The following is a 22,215-nucleotide window of genomic DNA, read 5'->3' on the forward strand; positions in this document are numbered from 1 at the left end:
CGTGAAAACACCGCCTCCGGTCGGTCACTTGCCGATGCAGAAGCTGGAAAACAGGCGATCCAGCATGTCCTCGACGCCGACGCGTCCCGCCACCTCGCCGAGGGCCCGGATCGCGAGGCGTATATCCTCGGCCACCAGCTCGGCCGGCAATCGAGCCCCGTCTGTCGCGACGCGGTCGAGATGGTCGCGACAGCTTTCCAAGGCAAGGCGCTGGCGTTCGCGGGTCACCAGCGCGTCGCCGCTGCCGAGTGACGTTGCGGCGATGCGCTCGATCTCTGCGAGCAGGGTGCCGAGGCCGGCGCCGGTGAGCGCCGAAATCGTGAGGGCATTGTCCGAGACCGACTCTGACAGGTCGCCCTTGGTGGCGACGACAAGGGCGGGGACCGAGAGGGGAGGGGGAGCGTCACCGCCGGGTTCGCACAGCCACAGCACCAGGTCGGCTTGGTCGATGCGGCGCCGGCTGCGTGCCACGCCCTCGGCTTCGATAGCATCGGTGCTGTCGCGCAGTCCCGCCGTGTCGACGAGCAGGACCGGCAGGCCGCCGAGATCACAGCGGACCTCGATCGCGTCTCGGGTCGTGCCGGGAATCTCCGAGACGATCGCGACATCGCGGCGGGCGAGGGCATTGAGGAGGGTCGACTTGCCGGCATTGGGCGCACCGGCGAGCACCACCGTGAACCCGTCCCGCAATCGCTCACCTCGGCGGCCATCGGCAAGCGCCGCCTGGATCGCATCGCGCACTCGGGAGGCGGTGACACGCCCGGCTTCCGTCAGCACGTCGTCGTCGACATCGCCCTCGTCGGAGAAGTCCAGGGCGGCTTCCGTCCCGGCGAGCACGTCGAGGAGCGTCTCGCGCCATGTCTCGACGGCTTGGCCGAGGGCGCCGTCGAGCTGGCGGATCGCCTGGCGCCGCTGAGCCTCGGTCTCGGCATCGATCAGGTCGGCCAGTCCTTCGACGGCGGTGAGATCCATGCGGCCGTTGAGAAAGGCCCGCCGCGTGAAGGCGCCGGGCTGTGCCGGCTCGAGACCTGGAAGGGCGCCCAGGCTGCGCAGGATCGCGGCCCGCACCGCCGGTCCGCCGTGCACGTGCAGTTCCGCCATATCCTCGCCGGTGGCGGTGGCGGGACCGGGCAGCCAGGCGACGAGGGCGTGGTCGAGCAACTCTCCGGTCGTCGGTTCGTGCAAGCTGCGCAGCGAGAGACGACGCGCCGGGGGCAGCTTTGCGCGGATCAAGGCCGCGAGGGTTGGTCCGGCCTGCGGCCCGCTGATCCGCACGACCGCGACGGCGGTGCGGCCATAACCGGTGGCGGGGGCGAAGATGGTATCGGGGGAAAGCATCGGGCGAGTCGCAAGCCGGAACGAAGGAGATGAGGGGCGCGCCGAGGCAGCACCACCGCGCCGTGGCGACAGCAGCCCCGATCGCATTGCAATCGGCCGCCGCTTTCGGTTGTTGATTGTGCCGCATGATCGGCGACGACCCGATTGCCGCGTCGTCGGACAATGCTCTCAGCAAATCTCGCAACAGGGGTAGCCGATTCTGCGACAGAAATCTGCGACCAAACAAGAACCTGCGCGGACGACGCATTGGCCTGCGATGCAGGACACGACCGGACCCGGACACGACAGCGGCGTGAATCTTGCCGGTGCGGGGCTCGCCCACCCTTGCCCTGATCCTGTCGTGCGGGCCCGTACCACAGGATCAGGGCGAGGGTGGGAAGGGCGCTTCATATCACCGCTCCGTGCTGGACCGTGGGCATGCCGACGCAAGTCTGCTGAGAGGAGGCCACGACAGAGGCAAAGAACGCTGCGAGCGGTCTGCGCCACCCGCGACGCCATCCCGAGAGGTGCCGGCCCTGCATCGATCGCGCGGGATCGACGCTGCCGAGCCTCGATGGCGGGTTCCAGGGATCTTTGCGTCGTCTGGATGTCTCTTCGGACGCGGGTGAGAGAACCGGGCGTCGCGACGCAGCCGCCACGCGAGGGCTGTGGTCCATCCCTCACGCTTCCGCATCACGGAGGAGGGGACACCGTCTCTCCCCAAACGACAGCGGCGCCCCAGGCGGGGCGCCGCGTGACACCATCAGGGTAATCTGGCGGCTGCGACAGCCCGATCAGGTGTTCATCGAGTCGAAGAAATCGCCGTTGCTCTTGGTCTGGCGCAGCTTGTCGAGCAGGAACTCGATCGCGTCGGTGACGCCCATCGGGTTGAGGATGCGGCGCAGGACATAGGTCTTCTTGAGCGCGTCCGGTGGGACCAGCAGTTCCTCCTTGCGGGTGCCGGAGCGGGTGATGTCGATCGCCGGGAAGATGCGCTTGTCGGAGACCTTGCGGTCCAGGATGATCTCGGAGTTGCCGGTGCCCTTGAACTCCTCGAAGATCACCTCGTCCATCCGCGAGCCGGTATCGATCAGCGCGGTCGCGATGATGGTGAGCGAGCCGCCTTCCTCGATGTTGCGGGCGGCGCCGAAGAAGCGCTTGGGCCGCTGGAGGGCGTTGGCGTCGACGCCGCCGGTCAGCACCTTGCCGGAGGACGGCACCACGGTGTTGTAGGCCCGGCCGAGCCGGGTGATCGAGTCGAGGAGGATGACGACGTCGCGGCCGTGCTCGACCAGACGCTTGGCCTTCTCGATCACCATCTCGGCGACCTGGACGTGGCGGGTTGCCGGCTCGTCGAAGGTCGAGGCGATCACCTCACCCTTCACCGAGCGCTGCATGTCGGTGACCTCCTCCGGCCGCTCGTCGATGAGCAGGACGATGAGGTAGCATTCGGGGTGGTTCAGGGTGATCGACTGGGCGATGTTCTGCATCAGCACCGTCTTGCCGGTCCGCGGCGGCGCCACGATCAGGGCGCGCTGGCCCTTGCCGATCGGCGCCACGATGTCGATGATCCGGGGCGAGAAATCCTTGCGGGTCGGTTCCGACAGTTCGAGCTTGAAGCGCTGCGTGGGGAACAGCGGCGTCAGGTTGTCGAAATGGACCTTGTGCTTGATCTTGTCCGGATTCTCGAAATTGATGGTGTTGACCTTGAGCAGCGCGAAATAGCGCTCGCCGTCCTTCGGGCCGCGGATCGGCCCCTCGACGGTGTCGCCGGTGCGCAGGCCGAAGCGGCGGATCTGCGTCGGCGAGATGTAGATGTCGTCAGGGCCCGGCAGATAGTTCGAGTCGGAGGAGCGCAGGAAGCCGAAGCCGTCCTGGAGCACCTCGACCGTGCCGGCGCCGATGATCTCCACGTCCTTGGCAGCGAGCTGCTTCAGGATCGCGAACATCAGCTCCTGCTTGCGCATGGTCGAGGCATTCTCGACCTCGACCTCCTCAGCGAAGGCGAGCAATTCGGTCGGCGTCTTCGACTTGAGATCCTGAAGCTTCACCTCGCGCATGGCGGGGGCGGCCGGGGTCTCGATCGGGGCGAGAGTGTCTTCGATCATGGGATATCGGGGTGCGGGGGCGAAGCGGGGAGCGTCATGTCAGGACAAGTCCGGCTGCCGCAGGGCGCGGCACTGAGCGGAAGCAACGGGGTGGCCGAGACGGGCACCGGTCGCGAAATCGTCGCCTGATTGTCCCGGAGGTCGCGCGGAGGAACCGAAGGGTCCTGGATGCGACGTGACGTGACGATGGAGGAGGGAACGACTTTATGTAGCGGGTCCTCGTCGTCGACTCAAGTCCCCGATCGGGGAAATGTGGTGAACGGCGCGGCGTGATGACACCGCAGGAGAGGGAGGCTCCAGCGTCGGCGTCCCAAGCAGGGTGAACGATCGGCGCAGTCGTCGTACCGCCGCATGAACACCAACGCTCGAAGATGCCGACGCATCGATTCGATCTCGGGCAGGCCCGGGATCGGCGGGGCCGTTGACTTCATCTCGAATTTTCGATGTCAAGCCCAGATGTCCGGGACCTTGGGCTTGGCGAAAATTCGAGAACGGCACCAAAGGTCGTTTTCAACGACCGTTGGTATAACATATGGCGTCATCGAATGGATTGACATCCTCCGACTCATTCCGGGGCCGCGCAGCGGAGCCCGGACTGACCGTGAGAAGCGGACATGAGCGCGCTGATTCTCCACGGGCATCAGCGTCGCAGAATCGTTCCGCCTCACAGAAGATGGCCGTTGCGGCAAGCCCATCCCGCCGCTACCCCACTCCCCATGCCCCCCTTCCTCACGGCCAACCTGCGCTGGCTCGCGGCCGGGTTCCTGCTCCTGTTCTGCGGCTGCTTCGGCCAGACCTTCGTGGTCGCCCTGTCGGGCGGGGCGATCCGGCGGGATTTCGGGCTGTCGGACGGGTCGTTCGGGGCGCTCTATGCCGGCGTCACCCTGGCCGCGGCTTTGGCGCTCGCGGGGCTCGGCGGGCTCATCGACCGCTGGCCGGCGCAACGGGTGGTGAGCCTGGCGGTGGGCCTTCTGGCAATGGGTGCCGTCGGCCTCGGCCTGTCGCCGAACCTCCTCGTCCTCGCCCCGAGCCTGTTCCTGCTCCGCCTCGCCGGCCAGGGGCTGATGCTTCAGACCGCCTACACGCTCCTCGGGCGCTGGTTCTCGGGAGAGCGCGGCCGGGCGGTGTCGCTGTCCGCGCTCGGGCTCAATGCCGGCCAGGCCTGTCTGCCCCTCGCCTTCGTCACCGCCGCCGCCCTCCTCGGCTGGCGCGGCGCCTGGCTCGCGATCGCATCGCTTCTGGTCCTCGTCGCCCTGCCGCTCGCCCACCATCTCGTGCGGCGCGAGCGGGTGCCGGAGGAGACCGCGCGCACCGGCCCGGCCGAGGGGGCGACGCGGGCGCAAGCCCTGGCCGATCCCTTCCTCTACCTGTTGCTGCTGGCGATGCTGCCGCCCTCCTTCATCAGCAACACGATCTTCTTCCACCAGGTGCATCTGGCCGAGAGCCGGGGCTGGCCGCCGGAGGTGCTGGCCGCCGCCTTTCCGCCCTACGCGGCCGCAACCTTCGTCTTCCTGCTCGTCGCCGGCCGCCTCGTCGACCGGTTCTCCGCCCTGGCGCTGCTGCCCCTCTACCTGGTGCCGTTCGGCCTCGCCTGCCTGACCCTCGGCGGGGTTGGCGCACCATGGGCGGCCTTCGCCTTCATGCTGCTCTACGGCGTCACCGACGGGATCTCGCTGACCCTGTTCGGCGCCCTCTGGCCGGAGGTCTACGGCACCCGCCATCTCGGGGCGATCCGCGGCGCCATCGTGGCGATGATGGTGCTCGGCACGGCCCTGGGGCCGTTCCTGTCGGGCCTGCTCATCGATGCCGGCATGCCGTTCGCCGGCATCGTGACCGGTATGGGGCTCTACTGCCTGGGCATCTCCGGCGTCCTGCTCCTGGTGCGGCGCCGCTTCCTCGGGCATCTGCGCGGGCGCCACTTCGCCGCCGCGTGATCGACCGCTTGGGCCAAGTGGACCGCTTGGGGCAAGTCTACCGCTTGGGCCAAGTCCAGGATGGCGGGTCGTGGTCCGGCGCCAGAGTCTCGCCGAGGCGCTTGTCGAGGGTGATGCGGGCCGCGCCCTGCCGCTCCAGGGCCGCCACCAGGGCGGCGGCGTGCGACACCACCAGGACCTGCGTGCCCTCCGCCGCCCGCGCGATCAGCTTGGCCAGCGGCGCCAGCAGGTCGGCATGCAGGCTGGTCTCGGGCTCGTTGAGGACCATCAGCTCGGGCGGACGCGGCGACAACAGCGCCGCGGCGAGCAGGATGGTGCGCAGGGTCCCGTCCGAGAGCTCGGTCCCGCGCAACGGGCGCAGCAACCCGTGCTGGCGCAGTTCGAGCGAGAACTGGCCCTCGTTGCTCGCGACCGACAGGGACGCACCCGGAAACGCCTCGGCGATGGTCGCGTCGAGGGCGCCCCGGTCGCCGATCTCGATGATCGTCTGGATCGCCGCCGCCACGTCGGCGCCGTCGCCGGCGAGCACCGGCGTGCGGGTGCCGATCTGCGGCCGGCGGGCCGGGGCGTCCTGGTCGGTGCGGAAATGGTCGTAGAAGCGCCAGGCCCGCATCCGCTCGCGGAGCATCAGCACGTCGAGGGCGTCGCGGGGATCGGCGCCGTGGGTCATCAGGCTGTCGAAGGCGGGAAGATCGTGAAGGGCCTCGGTCCAGGTGCCGGTGCCGTCGCGCAGGCGCACCAGCGGCCCGCGCCGCTCGGCGAAGACGTTCGCCCGCCCGACGATCGGCCCGGTCCAGACGCTCTCGGCCTTGATCTCCGGGTCCTGGGAAAAGAACGTGCCCTCATAGGACGGCGCCGGCAGGCCGAGGGCGATGGCGTAGCCGACATCGTCGTTGGAGAAGCCGAGCTTCAGCTCGACGGGATGGCGCCGCACCGTGCCCTCGACCCGGCGCGTCCCGGTCAGGACCTGGCGCCCGAACGTCTCCGGCCCGGCCCACAGGGCCGAGGCGAAGCCGCCTTCCCGGGCAAGCGACGGAATCGCTCTCCCTTGAGCGACCTCGGCGAGGAGCCGAAGTGCGCGGTAGAGGCTCGACTTGCCGCTGCCATTGGCCCCCGTCACCACGGTCAGCCGGTCGAGGCCGAGCACGATGTCGCGCAAGCTGCGGTAGCCGGAGATGGCGAGGCGGTGGATCGGCATGGCGTCTCGTTCGGTTCCCTGTCGACGGCCGACGGTGCAGGATCGCGGCAAGCGGACGCCGCCCGCGTCAGTATTTCAGGCCCGTGTCGCAGAGCACGGTCACGGCCGTCGCGGCGGCGGCGAGGCGTCCGGACCGCAGCAGTGCGGCGGCCGCAGCGACGTTGGCGGCGGCTGAGTAGCCGACATGCAGACCTTCCTGCGTCGCGAGCGCCCGGCGCCAGCGATCGACCTCCCGATCGGTCACCGGGATGGACAGGTCCATCACGCCGTCGCTCCAATGCGGGGGGACGCTTCCGTAGCTCGTGCCCTGGATGAGGTGGCGAGGCTTCGTGACCGGCAGCCCCGCCAGGGGCTGGCACCCTTCGGGCTCGACGGCGGCGCAGAGCACGCGGGGGTTGTGCGCGCGCAAGGCGGCGGCCACCCCGAGGAAGGTCGCCCCCGTCCCCACGGCGGCCACCCAGGCATCGACCCGGCCGGAGGATTGCTCCCAGATTTCCGGCCCGGTCGTTTCCGCGTGGGCGCGCGCGCCGTCCGGCGCATGGAACTGGTCGACGTAGAAGCCGCCTCGCTCCGCCGCGATGCGCCGGGCCGCATCCGCCGCCGCGTTCACGTCGGCGCCCGTGACGTGCCCGGGGGCTCCGTCAACCTGGGGCACCAGCACGACCTCGGCCCCCAGGGCTTCCAGCATCCGCGCCCGCTGGGGACTGTTCCCGGACGACATCGCGACCACGAGCGGATGGCCCAAAGCCGCGCAGGCTACGGCGAGGCCGGCGCCCATGTTGCCGCTGGTCATCTCGACCACGGGCGCTCCCGGGGCCAGCCGTCCGTCCTCGCGCGCCGCCAGGATGATGGCGCGGGCCGCCCGATCCTTGACGCTCCCGCCGGGCTGCATGAACTCGGCCTTGGCCAGGAGGCGGCCGGGCCCAGGGTGGACGCGATCGAGCGCGAGCAGCGGCGTGTTGCCGATCAGATCAAGGGCCGACGGCGTGATCTTCGCGGCCGAGAAAGTCGGGCGTGGCGACGTTGGGTGCATTGCGCGATTCTAAGCAGACTTGCGTTGGCAGGCCAACGCTTCGTCCGCTTAGGACACCGGACGGCGGTGCGACCTCGACCTCGTAGGCTGCGCCATCGCGCCAGACACCCACGACCGTGCGTTCGCTGCCCGCAAGGATCCGATCACCGTCGTCCGTCGAGACGGCGCCGGTCACCCTGTGACCCCTGTTCGAGGCCCTGGAAGCGCGTTTGCGGCTCCTTGCGCCGCATCAGATCGACCGTATCGGCTGTCATGCGGGGAGGTGACGCCGAGTGGGAGATCCCGCACGGGGATGGGCGGTGAACGTCTACCCAGCCCCCCGCAACCGCCGCGCCGCCCCGAACCGGTTCAGGAACCGCGGCTCCTTCTCGGGCGCGACCCGGATCACGAGGTGCAGGTCGCCGGAGGCGTCCTCGCGGCGGTCGAGCACCTCGGCATTCTCGTAGAGCCAGTGCAGCTCCGCGCCTTGCGCCGGCTCCAGGATCACCGCGAAGCTGGTGCGGCTGGCGGCGATCCGGGCCTCGATCCGGCTCATCAGGCGGTCGATGCCCTCGCCGGTGAGCGCCGAGAGCAGCACCGGCCCGGAGCCTTTCGCGCCGTTCGGCCGGCTCAGGTTGAGCAGGCGCTCGCGCTCGGCCGCATCGAGGAGGTCGGCCTTGTTCCAGACCTCGATGATGCGGTCGGTATCGGGCTCGATGCCCAGTTCGGCCAGCACCTGCGCCACGTCGGCGCCTTGCGCCTCCGCGTCCTCGTGGGCGATGTCGCGGACGTGGAGCAGGATGTCGGCCTCGATCACGTCCTCCAGCGTCGCCCGGAAGGCGGCGATCAGCATGGTCGGCAGGTCGGAGATGAAGCCGACCGTGTCGGACAGGATCGCGGTCTCGCCATGCGGCAGCGTGATGGCGCGGGCGGTCGGGTCGAGGGTGGCGAACAGCATGTTCTCCGCCAGCACCTCGGCCCGGGTCAGGCGGTTGAACAGGGTCGACTTGCCGGCATTGGTGTAGCCGACCAGCGCCACGATCGGGTACGGCACCCGGCGTCGGGAGCGGCGGTGCAGGCCGCGGGTGCGGGTGACGGTCTCCAATTCGCGCTCGATCCGGGTCATCCGCTCCTGGATCATCCGGCGGTCGGCCTCGATCTGGGTCTCGCCCGGGCCGCCGAGGAAGCCGAAGCCGCCGCGCTGGCGCTCGAGGTGGGTCCAGGACCGCACCAGCCGGCTGCGCTGGTAGGCCAGATGGGCGTGCTCGACCTGGAGCGTGCCCTCGCGGGTCGAGGCGCGCCGCCCGAAGATCTCCAGGATCAGCCCGGTCCGGTCGATGACCTTGACGCCCCACGCCTTCTCCAGGTTGCGCTGCTGCACCGGCGAGAGCGCGCAATCCATCACCACGAGGCGGATGCCGTCGGCCTCGATCTGGCCGGCGATCTCCTCCACCCGTCCCTTGCCGAGGAAGGTCGAGGGCCGGATCTGCTGGATGGTGACGAGGAGCCGGTCGGCCACGTCGAGCTCGATCGCGGCGGCGAGGCCCACCGCCTCGTCGAGGCGGGCGAGCGGCAGCCGCGGCTCGCCATGGGCATCACGCTTCGTCGGGTAGGGGCCGATCACCAGCGTGCGGGTCTCGGCCGCGATCGCGGCCTCCGGCTCGGCCTGGCGTTGCAGGCGGATCTCGCCCGGTATCCGCGGTTCCATCGTGTCTCCGGCTGCTCCCTGGTCGGTCGGGAGTCCATCGGACACAGGTTGGATGGCGGCGCACGAGAATCAAGCGGCCGGGTGCCTCCACGGCGCGGGATTCGCGCGTCGTCCGTCGAGGGGGTCGGCGGGTAGACAAAAAACAGGCCGCGCGGTGCGGCCTGGACACTGGCACGGACGCGCCTGCGGGGCTTCTCCCGGAGCCACGCCGCGCGCGCCGGTTCGGTGGGGTGGAATCAGGCTTTCTCGGCCCCCTCCTCGCCCTGCTCGAACAACTGCACCGGATGGCCGGGCATGATCGTCGAGATCGCGTGCTTGTAGACCAGCTGCGAGTGGCCGTCGCGCCGCAGCAGCACGCAGAAGTTGTCGAACCAGGTCACGACACCCTGCAACTTCACGCCGTTGACCAGAAAGATCGTCAGCGGAATCTTGTTCTTGCGAACGTGATTGAGGAAGGTGTCTTGCAGATTCTGAGCGCGTTCGCCCGCCATTCTTCTTGTCCTTTGAACCCGCTGCCAGTCCTGTCGACGGGTCGGTCCGTGTTGTTGTGTTGCGGGAGGCGCGGCGCGCCGCCCCGGGAGCCGGCCGCCCCATTACACGGTGAAGCTCGCCCGGGCGCAAGTGCAGACTGGCCGCAGGGAACATCCCCGGGCCGCCGCATCTGGCGCATCCGGCCGCGCCCGCGATCCTGTCGCGCCCCGGCCACAGGCCGCCCTAGCAGAAAGGCCCGGGCTTGGCACGCAGGAATGTGGAGCCACGGGCGAGGTTCCGGACGCCTGATCGCGGGATTCGTCGTGGGCGGGTCGTCCTCGTCAGGCGCCGATGCCCAGCGACTTGAGCTTCCGGTGCAGGGCCGAGCGCTCCATGCCGATGAATTCGGCGGTGCGGGAGATGTTGCCGGAGAAGCGGGCGATCTGCGCCACCAAATACTCGCGCTCGAAGATCTCGCGCGCCTCGCGGAGCGCCAGGCTCATCAGCTTCTCGCCGCCCGCCCCGCTCGGGGTGGTGGGCACCAGCGCGCCGACCTCGCTCGGCAGCATCTCGGTCGTCACCTCGGTCTCGGGATCTCCTTGCGTCAGGATCATCAGCCGCTCGACGTTGTTGCGGAGCTGGCGGACGTTGCCGGGCCAGTCGTGCGATTGCAGCACCGCCATGGCGTCGGCGGCGATGCGCCGCTGCGGCAGGCCGGTGGCGGCCGAGATCTGCTCCATGAAGAACGCGATCAGCTCCGGCACGTCCTCGCGCCGCTCGGCGAGCGAGGGCACCCGGATCGGGACGACGCTCAGGCGGTGGAAGAGATCCTCGCGAAAGCGCCCGCCGGCGATTTCTTCCGCCAGGTCGCGCGACGAGGACGAGATGATCCGCACGTCGACATGGACCCTTGTGGTGCCGCCGACGCGCTGGAAGTTCTGGTCGACGAGGACCCGCAGGATGCGGTTCTGGGTCTCGCGGGGCATGTCCGCGACCTCGTCGATGTAGAGGCTGCCGCCATGGGCCTCCTCGAGCGCGCCGACCCGGCGCGGCTTGCCGTCGGCCGCCTCGACGCCGAACAGCTCGGCTTCCATCGTGTCGGGGGTGATCGTGGCGGCGTTGATCACCACGAAGGGCCCGTTGGCCCGCGACGAGGCGGCGTGGATGGTGCGGGCCGAGAGTTCCTTGCCGGAGCCGGGCGCCCCCGAGATCATCACCCGGGCGTTGGTGGGAGCGACGCGCTCGACGGTCTGGCGCAGCTGGTTGGCCGCCACCGAGGCACCGACGATCCGGCTCGCCTGGCCGGAGCGGGCCTTGAGGTCGCGCACCTCGCGCTTGAGGCGCGAGGCTTCCAGCGCCCGCTCGGCGACCAGGATCAGCCGGTCGGCCTTGAACGGCTTCTCGATGAAGTCGTAGGCGCCCGCCTTGATCGCCGAGACCGCGGTCTCGATGTTGCCGTGGCCCGAGATCATCACCACCGGCAGGTCCGGCGCCTGGGCCTTGATCACGTCGAGCACCTGGAGCCCGTCGAGGCGCGAGCCCTGGAGCCAGATGTCGAGGAAGACGAGATGCGGGCGGCGCGCCTCGATCGCCGCCAGCGCCTCGTCGGAGGAGCCGGCGGTGCGGGTGCGGTGGCCCTCGTCGTCGAGGATGCCGGCGACGAGCTCGCGGATGTCGGCCTCGTCATCGACGATCAGAATGTCGGCGCTCATGGCTTGTCGGGCCTCCCCGCGACGCGGGCGGCGGGCCTGACGGCCGCGCGGCACCCCGTGCTGTGACGAATGTGGCGGTGTCGAAAATGGCGGTGATCACGGCGGCGATCCGGAGGGCGCCGCTCCCGGCAAGGGAGGGCCGGCGTCACGCGGCGGGCTCCGGCGACGTCTCGGGCGTGGGGGCGGGCCGCGCCGGCCTGCTCGCTTCGGCCGCCGGCTCGTCGCGCCGCACTTCGCGCAGGACCCGCATCCGCACCTGCCCGCCGCGCCCGTGCGGGTTGTCGTTCAGCTCGATGCCGCCGCCGTGCTCTTCCAAGACCTTGCTCACGATCGCCAATCCGAGGCCCGTGCCCCCCTCGCGGGTGGTCATATAGGGTTCGAGCAGCCGCTGGCGCCCTTCGGCCGGGAATCCCTTGCCGGTATCGGTGATCTCGATCACCGCCGCCTCGCCCTCCTCGTAGAGCCGCACCGCGACCAGGCTCTCGCCGCGCACCGCCTCGGGCACCGCCTGCACCGCCTCGACGGCGTTCTTGAGGATGTTGGTGATCGCCTGGGACAGGAGCCGCGTGTCGAAGGCGGCGCTGACCCGGGCCGGGCCCTCCTGCAACGTGAAGGCCACGTCGGGATGCGCCACCCGCATCATGAACAGGTTCTGCTTCACGATCTCGGTCAGGTCGTTGCGGGCGATCGCCGGCTTGGGCATCCGCGCGAAGGACGAGAACTCGTCCACCATCCGCTTGATGTCGTCGACCTGGCGCACGATCGTGGCGACGCACTGCTCGAAGATCTCCTTGTCGGCGGTGATGACCTTCCCGTACTTGCGGCGGATGCGCTCGGCCGAGAGCTGGATCGGGGTCAGGGGGTTCTTGATCTCGTGGGCGATGCGGCGGGCGACGTCGGCCCAGGCCGAGGTGCGCTGGGCGGTGACGAGGTCGGTGATGTCGTCGAGGGTGACGACGTAGCCCCGGTCGCCGTCCTGCGACTGCTCGCTCGTGGTCCGCACGTCGATGGTGCGCTCGCGGCCGTTGCGGGCGATCTGGATCTGCTGCTGGGTCGGGCGGGAGCGGGTATCCCCCGGCAGGCCGCCGAGTTCCGGGATCACCGCCTCCAGGGGCTCGCCGACGAGGTCGGCGACGGAGCGCCCGAGCATCCGCTCCACCGACGGGTTGGCGATGGTGATGACGCCCCGCCCGTCGATGCCGATGACGCCCGCCGGCACCCCGGCCAGCACCGCCTCGGTGAAGCGGCGCCGGCTGTCGATCTGCTCGCTCTGCTCGATCAGGGTGGCGCGCTGGCGGCTCAGCTCCTGGGTCATCTTGTTGAAGCTCTCGCCCAGATGCTGGAGGTCGCCCTCGGTCTTCCGGAACGGCACCTGGGCATAGTAGTTGCCCGACGCGACCTGGTCGGCGGCGTTGATCAGCCGGCGGATCGGCGCCACGAAGCGGTTGGCGAAGTTGAGCCCGAACCACACCGCCGAGAGCAGCGCGATCAGGGCGATCAGCGCGAACATCGTCGCGAAGGCGATCTGCACGCTGCGCCGCCCGGCATCGATGGTCAGGAACTCGGTGGCGGCGGCCCGCGACACGCCCGGGAACTCGACCGCCAGCCGCGTCACCTCGCGCTCGACCAGCAGGAAGGCGTCGTCATAGGCCGGCAGCCGCATCAGCGTGCCGAACACCCGTCCCTCCCGCGGCAGCAGGCAGGTCGCGTCGACCGATTTCGCCGCCTCCTCGAAGTCGCTGGCCGAGGGCAGCGGCGGGTCCTTGAGGATGTCGATATTGGCCCGCGCCACGGTCTCGGTCGGCGAGCGCATGATCCGGGCGATCGGCAGGCCGAGGGAGGCGGCCCGGGCCGTCAGGAAGTTCTCGAACCAGGCGCGCTCGACGTCGAAGGCGGGGCGCGCCCGGGTCAGGTCGTCGGAGAGGATGCGGGCCTCGCGGGCGAGGCTCTGGCACTGGTTGGTCAGGTAGGCGTCGGCCACGTCGACCGACATCAGCACGACGCTGCGCATCCGGTCCGAGAACCAGGGCGACAGGCCGCGCTCCAGGGTGATCGATGCCACCACGGCGAGCAGCACCGTCGGCAGGGTCGCGATCAGGCTGAACAGGCCGACGATGCGGGTATGAAGCCGGGCGGCGGCCGCGTTGGTCTGCCGGGCGCGCAGGAAGACCCGCGCCTCCCAGGCGATGACCACGACGAGGAGCAGCACCAGGGCGACGTTGCTGAGGAGCAGTGCCACCACCACCGTGTGGGTCGGGGCGATCGCGGTGGCGCCGACCAGGATCAGGAAGGTGGCGAGGGCCAGCGCCAGGGCGACGATGACCGCGAGCGCACCGAACCAGCCCGGACCCCGCGGCGCGGCGTCCTGAAGCAACCCGGGCGGGAGCCTCCGGGCGGTGTGGCCGGCCGCGCCGGAGGGGGGCGCCGAAGCCCGGGGGCGACGTGTGAACAGCATCCGTGGTGCAAGGCCACTACAGTGTGGCGAAATTAATACGGATGCCGGTGCGGCGGCAATCGGGGCCGGCGGCGGTGGCGCCGACCGGCCCGGGGGAGCCCCGTGCGGATCAGGCGGCCTGGTTCGCCCGCGGGCGGCGGATCACCGGCTTCTGACCGAGCCCGATGCTCTTGGCGAGTTCGGAGCGCTGGGCGGCGTAGTTGGCGGCGACCATCGGGTAGTCCGGCGGCAGGCCCCATTTCTGGCGGTATTGCTCCGGGGTGAGCCCGCGGCCGGCCAGGTGGCGCTTGAGCGTCCGGTACCGGCGGCCGTCCTCCAGGCTGATCAGGTAGTCGGGCGTGACGGTCTTCTTGATCGGCACCGGCGGGGTCAGCCGCTCGGGCTCCGCCAGGGTGGCCGAGCCGAGCCTCGCCACCGCCTCGTGGACGCTGCGGATCAGGCTCGACAGCTCGCCCACCGGCACGCTGTTGTTCGACACGTAGGCCGAGACAATATCGGACACCAGCCCGATCATTTGAGGCGTTTCGACGTGGTCAGCTGAACTCATTGCGGTCCTCGAGAAGTGCGGGCCCCCATCCGAGGTGATGGATGTTACGCCAGTTTCCGTCAACTGCAAGGAGTCACGATCAACACAAGAGACGGCATTGGATTATCTCTGCCCCATTTCCTAAGGGCAGGCGACCCGGCCGTGTGGCCGGTCGGGAGCCGCCATGGGGATCCGGCGGACGCTGGCAGCACAGAAAAATCCTTATCGGGCATAGGGTTGCCGGAAGTGCCGGCGTGCCGTGCCGGGGCGGAGGCGCGATTTCCGGGACGCATCGTCCCGCGACTCAGAATGAGTAAAAACAATGATCGGATACGTCGACGGGAGGTCGATCGACCCGTGACAGTCCAATCCGGGCCGGCCTCTGCCGGCCGCCGCAACGGTGCCGGATTTGTCGACACCGCAGCGAGAGGCCCGCGCGTCTATGGGGTGGCTCCTGGCCCGCACCGGCGCCATGTCCTCACAAGACGTTGCGAAGTGTTCCCGCGGCGAGACGAGACACATCGACTTTTGGTTGTGCTCTGGCCTGGACGAGACGACGTTCGTCGATGGTGCGATGCCGATAACGGAATCACGGGAGAAACGGAATCAGGGAAGATGGCGCCGGGCTGCGCAGCGCCGGGCTCTCGTCGCACGCCCGGGCCGGACGCGCGCGAGGCCAAAACGGGCCATGTCGCGTCGTCGATGGCCCCACTTTGCCAGATTATCCCTGTTCGCAGCCTCGAACGAGGGGTGATCCGGCCAAATGCGTCGAAATACCGCGGTGGCGCGGGCCGGTCCTTGCTTCAGCGCGGGGTACGGAAGACCTGGAGATCGAGGTCCCGCACCTTCTTGCGCAGGGTGTTGCGGTTCACGCCGAGCAGTTCGGCGGCGCGGATCTGGTTGCCGCGGGTCGCCGCCAGGGCCGCCCCGATCAGCGGCCCTTCGATCTCGCGCAGCACGCGGTGGTAGAGGCCGGGCGGCGGCAGCGTGTCCCGGTAATGGGAAAAGTACTCCGACAGGTGCCGCTCCACCGCCGCCGACAGGCCCTCGGATTCCGTGCCCCCCTTGCGGGTGCCGGCTTGCGCGGGGGCGGCCAGCGGCAGGGTGTCGAGTTCGGCCTCGATCACCGGGCCGGTGATCGTCTCCTGGGGGTAGAGGGCCGCCAGGCGCCGCACCAGGTTCTCCAGCTCGCGCACGTTGCCGGGCCAGCGGTAGCGCTTGAGCTTCTCCATCGCGTCGCCGTCGAGCTGCTTGCGCGTCAGCCCCTCGCGCTCGACCAGCACGAAGAAGTGGCGCACCAGGTCCGGCACGTCCTCGGAGCGCTCGCGCAGGGCCGGCAGGCGCAACGGCACCACGTTGAGGCGGAAGAACAGGTCCTCGCGAAAGATCCCCTGCTGGATCGAGACCCGGAGGTCCTTGTTGGTCGCCGCGATGATGCGGACATTGGTCTTGATCGGCACCCGGCCGCCGACGGTGGTGTACTCGCCCTGCTGGAGCACGCGCAGGAGCCGGGTCTGGGCCTCCATCGGCATGTCGCCGATCTCGTCGAGGAAGAGCGTGCCGCCCTCGGCCTGCTCGAAGCGGCCGGCCGAGCGGGCGGTGGCGCCCGTGAAGGCGCCCTTCTCGTGGCCGAACAGCTCGGATTCGATCAGGTCGCGGGGAATCGCCGCCATGTTGACCGGCACGAACGGCCCGGAGCGGCGCCGGCCGTAATCGTGGAGCGCGCGCGCCACCAGCTCCTTGCCGGTGCCGGACTCACCCGTGATCATCACGGTGAGGTCGGTCGGCATCAGACGGGCGAGCGAGCGGTAGATCTCCTGCATCGCCGGCGAGCGCCCGACGAGGGGAATGTCCTCGTTCTCGGGCGGAGCGCCCGGGGCCGCGTTGCCGCGCGGGCGCGACAGGGCGCGGCCGACGATCGCCGTCAGCTCCTTCAGGTCGAAGGGTTTGGGGAGATACTCGTAGGCGCCGCGCTCCGACGCCCGGATCGCCGTCATGAAGGTGTTCTGCGCGCTCATCACGATGATCGGCAGGTCGGGCCGCACCCGCTTGATCCGCGGCAGGAGGTCGAAGGCGTTCTCGTCGGGCATCACCACGTCGGTGATGACGAGGTCGCCTTCCCCTTGCGCCACCCAGCGCCACAGGGTGGCGGCGTTGCCGGTCGAGCGGACCTCGTAGCCGGCGCGCGACAGCGCCTGGTTGAGCACGGTGCGGATGGCGGCGTCGTCGTCCGCCACGATGATGTGTCCGTTCGGCATGGCGCTCACTCGGTCTCGGCGGAGGATTCGCGCCCGTCGCGGGCATGCGACATCGGCAGGAGGACGCGGAAGGTGGTGCGGCGGGGGGCGGGATCGCACTCGACGATGCCGCCATGGTCGCCGACGATCTTGGCCACCAGGGCGAGGCCGAGGCCGGACCCTTGCGCCTTGGTGGTGACGAAGGGGTCGAACAGGTCCGGCAACAGCTCGGCCGAGACGCCCGGGCCGTTGTCGCGCACCGCGACCTCGATCGGCAGGCTGACCCGCTCGCGCGAGCCCGGCACCTGGAGGCGAAGCCCGGTGCGGAAGGCGGTCGACAGGATGATCTCGCCGTCGACGGCGTCGGCGCCGATCGCCTCGGCGGCGTTCTTGACGAGGTTCAGGATGACCTGGATCAGCTGGTCGCGGTTGCCGAGCACCGGCGGCAGCGACGGGTCGTAGGTCTCGACGAAGCGGATGTGGCGGGCGAAGCCCGACTGGGCCGAGCGCTTCACCTGATCGAGGACGCCGTGGACGTTGACCGGGCCGCGCTCGACCGGGCGCTCGTCGCCAAACAATTCCATCCGCTCGACGAGGCGCACGATCCGGTCGGATTCGTCGCAGATCAGCCGGGTCAGCAGCCGGTCGTCCTCGGTGCCGGATTGCTCGAGGAGCTGGGCGGCGCCGCGGATGCCGGCGAGCGGGTTCTTGATCTCGTGGGCGAGCATGGCGCCGAGCGCCACCATCGAGCGGGCCGCACCCCGATGGGTGAGCTGGCGGTTCATCTTGTCGGCGATGGTGCGTTCCTGGAGCATCAGCACCACGAGGTCGTCGTCGAGATGGGTCGCGAAGACGTCGACGCTGCGCTCGATGCCGGTGCGCGGCGAGGCCAGCTCCACCCGGTACTCGCTGACGCTGGCCCGGCGCCGGCGCACCTCGTTCACGAGCGCGATGATCGGCGAGGAGAACGGGATGATGTCGCGCAGGCGCTGGCGCTGCATCATCCGGCGCGAATAGTCGAAGAAGTGCTCCGCCGCCATGTTGACCTGGAGGATCCGCTCGTCCGGACCGATGGTCAGGACGGGCAGCGGCAGGGCGTTGATGATCATCTCGCTCGTCGGGCCGCTCATGACCGACGCCTTCCGGGTGCGGGCGGCTGGGGGTGCGGGCGCATCGCTCATCCTCATGCGGCCCGCAGCGCGAGCCGTGCGGCCTGACTCTCAGGCCCTGCGGCCGGTCCCGCGAAGGCGCGCCGCAGGAGCCGCGCGGCCTCCGCCGGGTCGGTGGTGGTGAGAAGCCGGGTCCGCTCGGGGGCTTCGAGCCCGCCGGCATGGTCGGCATAGGCCGCCAGGTGCTTGCGGGCGTGGCGCACCCCCATCCGGGTGCCGTAGAGCGAGAGCAGCCCCTCGTAATGCTCGGCGGCCAGCTCGGCTTTTGCCGCGGCGTCGGGCTCCGCGACCGTCTCGCCCACGAGCCCCGCGGCGACCGCCGCGACGAGCCAGGGCCGCCCGACCGCCGCCCGGCCGATCATCACCGCGTCGGCGCCCGACGCCGCGAGGCAGGCCCGGGCCTCGTCGAGGCTCGCCACGTCGCCATTGGCCACGACCGGGATCGCCACCGCCTCGCGGACCGTGCGGATCGCCGCCCAGTCGGCCCGGCCGGTGTAGAATTGCTGCCGGGTGCGGCCATGCACCGTGACGGCGGCGTAGCCGAGCCGTTCGGCCCGGTGGGCGAGGTCCGGGGCGTTGCGGGTGGCGTCGTCCCAGCCGAGCCGCATCTTCACGGTGACCGGCACCGACACTGCACCCCGCACCGCGGCGAGCAGCCGCTCGGCCTGGTCGAGGTCGCGCATCAAGGCCGAGCCGGCCTGGCCGCCGGTCACGGCCTTGGCCGGGCAGCCCATGTTGACGTCGATCACGTCGGCGCCGTTGGCCTCGGCGAGGCGTGCGCCTTCCGCCAGCCAGCGCGGGTCGCAGCCGGCGAGCTGGACGATGTGAGGCAGCACGCCCTCGCCCTCGGCCCGCAGGCGCGCCTCCTCGGTGCCGCGGGCGAAATCCTCGGCCGCCACCATCTCGGACACGGTCGCGGTGGCGCCGAGCCGGCGGGCGATGCGGCGCATATGCAGGTCGGTGACGCCCGACAGGGGCGCCAAGAGTGCCCCGCGCGCCAACGCGGCCCCGGCGGGCAGGGACTCTGCCGACAGGGCCTTTCTTGGCAGCGCTGCCGGCCCGGCCCCCGGTGCCTCTGCGCTCAAATAATGGTCAGTCGTCATTCTGCACAGCAAATAGCCAAAACCCCTTCATACGCAAGCGCGTTCGGGCTTCGATCCCCGAATTGCCTGCGAAACGGGTGGTAAGTGGCCCTGTCCCGGGCCGCAGGCCCGTGCTCCGCGCTGGTTCGGGTCAGGATAAGGGGGCGTCGCGGCGGAATGGAAGCGGTGGCGTCCGGCTTTGCTGCGATGCGGCATGGCGGACGGGTCCGGGCCGCCGCGAGGCGGAGATCGCTCGCCCTTGCCCTTGCCTTGCCCTTGGCTTGTGGCGCATGGCCGTTGCCCTTGGCCGTTGCCCTTGGCCTGGCTCGCTCCGAAAGCACCCGTTCCCATCGCTTGGTCTTCCCACGCGGCACCGCCCTTCCCCAGGTGCATTTGCCTCGCCGGGCCGCCGCCGGTAAGGAGCGGAGATTCCGGGAGCGACCTCTTTGACACTTCCCCAGATCGCCATGGTGGTGGTCGCCGCGGGGCGCGGCATCCGCGTCGGCGGCGACACGCCCAAGCAGTATCGCCGCGTCGGCGGCCAGGCCGTCCTGACCCGGACCCTGGCGGCGCTCGCCGCCCATCCGGGCATCACGCGGATCCAGGTGGTGATCGCGGCCGACGCCGCCGCCTTCTACGACGAGTGCCTGGACGACCTTGCGCCGGAGGCGCGGGCCAAGCTCGCCCGGCCGGCCGAGGGGGGCGCGACCCGGCAGGGCTCGGTCCGGTCCGGGCTCGCCGCGCTCGCCCGGGACGGCGCCCCCGACCTGGTTCTGGTGCACGATGCCGCCCGCCCCTTCGTCGACGCGGCGCTGATCGACCGGGCGATCGCGGCGGCCGAACGCCACGGCGCCGCCGTGCCGGGCGTGCCGGTGAGCGACACGATCAAGGTGGTCGAGCCCGACGGGCGGGTGCGCGCGACCCCGGAGCGGGAATCCTTGCGCGCCGTGCAGACCCCACAGGCGTTCCGGTTCGCCCTCCTGCACGAGGCGCATGGACGCGCCGCGGCGGAAGGGCTCGACGGCTTCACCGATGACGGGGCGCTCGCCGAATGGGCCGGCCTGCCGGTGGCGGTCTTCCCCGGAGACCTGCGCAACCGCAAGATCACCCAGGCCGCCGACCTCGTCGAGGCCGACCGCGCCTTCTCGCCCGCATCCGGGGACGATTCCGCCATGACCCTTCTGACCCGCCTCGGCACCGGCTTCGACGTGCACGCCTTCACGGAAGGCGACCACGTCTGGCTCGGTGGCGTGCGCATCCCGGCCGATCGCGGCGTGCTCGCCCATTCCGACGGCGACGTGGTGCTGCACGCGCTGACCGACGCGATCCTGGGCGCGCTCGCCGACGGCGATATCGGCGTCCATTTCCCGCCGAGCGATCCGCGCTGGCGCGGCGCCTCCTCCGACCAGTTCCTCGCCGATGCGGTGCGGCGGGTGACCGAGCGCGGCGGGGTGATCGACCATCTCGACATCACGGTCCTGGCCGAGGCGCCCCGCATCGGTGCCTATCGCGAGGCGATCCGGACCCGGATCGCCGCGATCGCCGGGGTGCCGCTCTCGGCGGTCTCGATCAAGGCGACGACGACGGAAAAGCTCGGCTTCGTCGGCCGGGCCGAGGGGCTGGCGGCTCAGGCCGCGGCCACGATCCGGCTTCCCGCGGAGGCGCGCGCGTGATGTTCGATGCCGCCCTCGTCACCCGGGCGAGCGTGCTGATCGCCGCCTATCGCGAGCGCCAGGCGCGCCTCGTCACCGCCGAATCCTGCACCGGCGGCCTCGTCGCCGCCCTGCTCACCGAGGTGGCGGGCTCGTCCCAGGTGGTGGAGCGCGGCTTCGTCACCTACTCGAACGAGGCCAAGGCCGAGATCCTCGGCGTCGACTTCAACCTGATCTCGGCCCATGGCGCGGTGAGCGAGCCGGTGGCCCGGGCGATGGCCGAGGGCGCGCTGGCCCATTCCCGCGCCGACGTGGCGCTGGCGATCACCGGCATCGCCGGCCCGAGCGGCGCCACGCCGGTGAAGCCGGTCGGCCTCGTGCATTTCGGCCTCGTCGCGGCCGGCCGGGCGACCCGGCACATCGAGCGCCGCTACGGCGATCTCGGCCGCTCCGCGGTCCGGCGCTGCGCCGTCGAGGATGCGCTCGGCTTCCTGGAGATGGCGCTGGAGAAGGTGTGATACCAACGGTCGTTGAAAACGACCTTTGGTTCTGTTCTCGAATTTTCGCCAAGCCTCTGGCTTGACATCGAAAATTCGAGATGGGTCAACGGCCCGATGCGTCAGCATCTTGGGCCGTTGGTATGAGGGGGCGTCCTCACAGGTCCAGCATCCAGGTCTCCCCGACCAGGTCCTGCCCGAAGGAGCGGTGCGGCGCGCTCTCGACCAGACGGAAGCCCGCTTCCGCGTAGATCCGTCTCGCCGTCCCCAGCACGTCGTTGGTCCATAGGCTCAGCTGCCGGTAGCCGCGCGCGCGGGCGCCCTCGATGCAGGCCGCGGTGAGGCGCCGGCCGAGGCCCTGGCCGCGGGCGGAGGGCTCGACGTAGAGCAGGCGCAGCTTCCCCACGGTCTCGGGGGCGGGTCCTGCGCCGGCGCAAGCCGGCGCCAGGAAGACGCTGCCCACCACCTCGCCCCCCTGCTCGGCGATCCAGGCCCCGGCCCGCGCGGGGTCGAAGTCGCGCACGAACGCCGCCAGGATCTCCGCCACCAGGGCCTCGAAGGTGAGGTCGAAGCCGTATTCGCTGGCATAGAGCAGGCCCTGGCGGTGGGTGATCCAGCCGATATCGCCGGGTCGCAGGTCCCTCAGGATCGCCGGCCCTTCCGGCGGATCGCCGAGGAGGCGGCGCACCCGCGCCATGGCGCCGACGAGGGCCGCCCGGTCGGCGGAGGGCAGCCGCGCCAGCAAGGCCCCGACCTCCGCCCGCGACGCCTCGTCCAGCGGCGCGAAGGCGGCCTGCCCCGCTTGCGTCAGGGCCAGGACCTGGCGCCGCCCGTCCTCGGCGGCGGTCCGGCGGGTCAGGAGGCCCTGCTCCTCGAAGCGCTTGAGCAGGCGGCTGAGATAGCCGGCATCGAGCCCGAGATCCTGGCCGAGGACCGAGGCGGTCGGACGATCGCGGTGGGCGAGCTCGTAGAGCACCCGCGCTTCGGTGAGCGAGAAGGCGCTGCGGTGCAGCCCCTCCTCCAGGAGTCCGATCTGCCTTGTGTAGAACCGGCCGAAGGCCCGCAAAGCCGCAATCATCGCCTCGTCGACGCCATCCGCGCGCATCGTCGGTCCCCCCTCCGGTTCGGGATGGCAGG

Annotated in this window: 16 protein-coding genes; 3 read left to right on the plus strand and 13 right to left on the minus strand. The window is 70.5% G+C overall.

All coding sequences use genetic code 11. The features are described 5' to 3' along the window. Positions 1-24: 24 nt before the first annotated feature. Positions 25-1,338 (minus strand): tRNA uridine-5-carboxymethylaminomethyl(34) synthesis GTPase MnmE, encoded by a 1,314-nt coding sequence (gene mnmE, locus VP06_RS00265; protein WP_048461829.1) that lies wholly within the window; start codon positions 1,336-1,338, stop codon positions 25-27. Between the two features lie 773 nt (positions 1,339-2,111). Then, positions 2,112-3,425, minus strand: a complete 1,314-nt coding sequence (gene rho / locus VP06_RS00270) for a transcription termination factor Rho (RefSeq protein WP_048461830.1) — start codon at positions 3,423-3,425, stop codon at positions 2,112-2,114. 716 nt (positions 3,426-4,141) lie between these two features. On the opposite strand from rho, the gene VP06_RS00275 reads away from it, so the two are divergent. Continuing rightward, positions 4,142-5,359 (plus strand): MFS transporter, encoded by a 1,218-nt coding sequence (locus VP06_RS00275; protein WP_048461831.1) that lies wholly within the window; start codon positions 4,142-4,144, stop codon positions 5,357-5,359. Positions 5,360-5,396: 37 nt separating this feature from the next. Here the strand turns inward: VP06_RS00275 and VP06_RS00280 are convergent, their stop codons facing one another. From VP06_RS00280 to dusB, 10 genes are all read right to left on the minus strand, one after another. After that, positions 5,397-6,557 (minus strand): AAA family ATPase, encoded by a 1,161-nt coding sequence (locus tag VP06_RS00280; protein ID WP_048461832.1) that lies wholly within the window; start codon positions 6,555-6,557, stop codon positions 5,397-5,399. Positions 6,558-6,624: 67 nt separating this feature from the next. Beyond that, positions 6,625-7,590: a PLP-dependent cysteine synthase family protein gene (locus VP06_RS00285; RefSeq protein ID WP_048461833.1), complete on the minus strand. Its 966-nt coding sequence runs from the start codon at positions 7,588-7,590 to the stop codon at positions 6,625-6,627. Positions 7,591-7,897: 307 nt separating this feature from the next. Then, positions 7,898-9,277, minus strand: a complete 1,380-nt coding sequence (gene hflX / locus VP06_RS00290) for a GTPase HflX (RefSeq protein ID WP_048461834.1) — start codon at positions 9,275-9,277, stop codon at positions 7,898-7,900. A 236-nt stretch (positions 9,278-9,513) separates the two neighbouring features. Beyond that, a complete protein-coding gene (gene hfq / locus VP06_RS00295; RefSeq protein WP_048429571.1) occupies positions 9,514-9,768 on the minus strand; it encodes an RNA chaperone Hfq in 255 nt (84 codons plus the stop codon). A 321-nt stretch (positions 9,769-10,089) separates the two neighbouring features. Beyond that, on the minus strand, positions 10,090-11,460 hold the full coding sequence (gene ntrX, locus VP06_RS00300) for a nitrogen assimilation response regulator NtrX (RefSeq protein ID WP_048461835.1): 1,371 nt from the start codon (positions 11,458-11,460) through the stop codon (positions 10,090-10,092). A 145-nt stretch (positions 11,461-11,605) separates the two neighbouring features. Then, complete coding sequence (locus VP06_RS00305) at positions 11,606-13,915, minus strand: sensor histidine kinase NtrY-like (protein ID WP_082167070.1); 2,310 nt, start codon at positions 13,913-13,915, stop codon at positions 11,606-11,608. A gap of 109 nt (positions 13,916-14,024) precedes the next feature. Then, positions 14,025-14,462, minus strand: a complete 438-nt coding sequence (locus VP06_RS00310; RefSeq protein ID WP_048461837.1) for a Ros/MucR family transcriptional regulator — start codon at positions 14,460-14,462, stop codon at positions 14,025-14,027. Between the two features lie 782 nt (positions 14,463-15,244). Continuing rightward, the gene (gene ntrC, locus VP06_RS00315) at positions 15,245-16,699 is read right to left on the minus strand and encodes a nitrogen regulation protein NR(I) (protein ID WP_048461838.1); all 1,455 of its coding nucleotides are present in this window, start codon (positions 16,697-16,699) and stop codon (positions 15,245-15,247) included. A gap of 5 nt (positions 16,700-16,704) precedes the next feature. Further along, a complete protein-coding gene (locus tag VP06_RS00320; RefSeq protein ID WP_425350873.1) occupies positions 16,705-17,865 on the minus strand; it encodes a two-component system sensor histidine kinase NtrB in 1,161 nt (386 codons plus the stop codon). Then, positions 17,862-18,950: a tRNA dihydrouridine synthase DusB gene (dusB, locus tag VP06_RS00325; RefSeq protein ID WP_048461840.1), complete on the minus strand. Its 1,089-nt coding sequence runs from the start codon at positions 18,948-18,950 to the stop codon at positions 17,862-17,864. The genes VP06_RS00320 and dusB overlap by 4 nt, the downstream gene beginning before the upstream one ends. Before the next feature lie 446 nt (positions 18,951-19,396). Here dusB and VP06_RS00330 point away from each other — a divergent pair, with 446 nt between their 5' ends. Beyond that, positions 19,397-20,602, plus strand: a complete 1,206-nt coding sequence (locus VP06_RS00330; protein ID WP_048461841.1) for a bifunctional 2-C-methyl-D-erythritol 4-phosphate cytidylyltransferase/2-C-methyl-D-erythritol 2,4-cyclodiphosphate synthase — start codon at positions 19,397-19,399, stop codon at positions 20,600-20,602. Beyond that, the gene (locus tag VP06_RS00335; RefSeq protein WP_048461842.1) at positions 20,599-21,099 is read left to right on the plus strand and encodes a CinA family protein; all 501 of its coding nucleotides are present in this window, start codon (positions 20,599-20,601) and stop codon (positions 21,097-21,099) included. Before VP06_RS00330 ends, VP06_RS00335 begins: the two co-directional genes overlap by 4 nt. A 136-nt stretch (positions 21,100-21,235) precedes the next feature. Here VP06_RS00335 and VP06_RS00340 read toward each other — a convergent pair whose 3' ends face one another. Continuing rightward, positions 21,236-22,183 (minus strand): bifunctional helix-turn-helix transcriptional regulator/GNAT family N-acetyltransferase, encoded by a 948-nt coding sequence (locus tag VP06_RS00340; RefSeq protein WP_048461843.1) that lies wholly within the window; start codon positions 22,181-22,183, stop codon positions 21,236-21,238. Positions 22,184-22,215: the final 32 nt, after the last annotated feature.

The sequence above is a fragment of the Methylobacterium aquaticum genome (assembly GCF_001043915.1).
Taxonomy (GTDB): domain Bacteria; phylum Pseudomonadota; class Alphaproteobacteria; order Rhizobiales; family Beijerinckiaceae; genus Methylobacterium; species Methylobacterium aquaticum.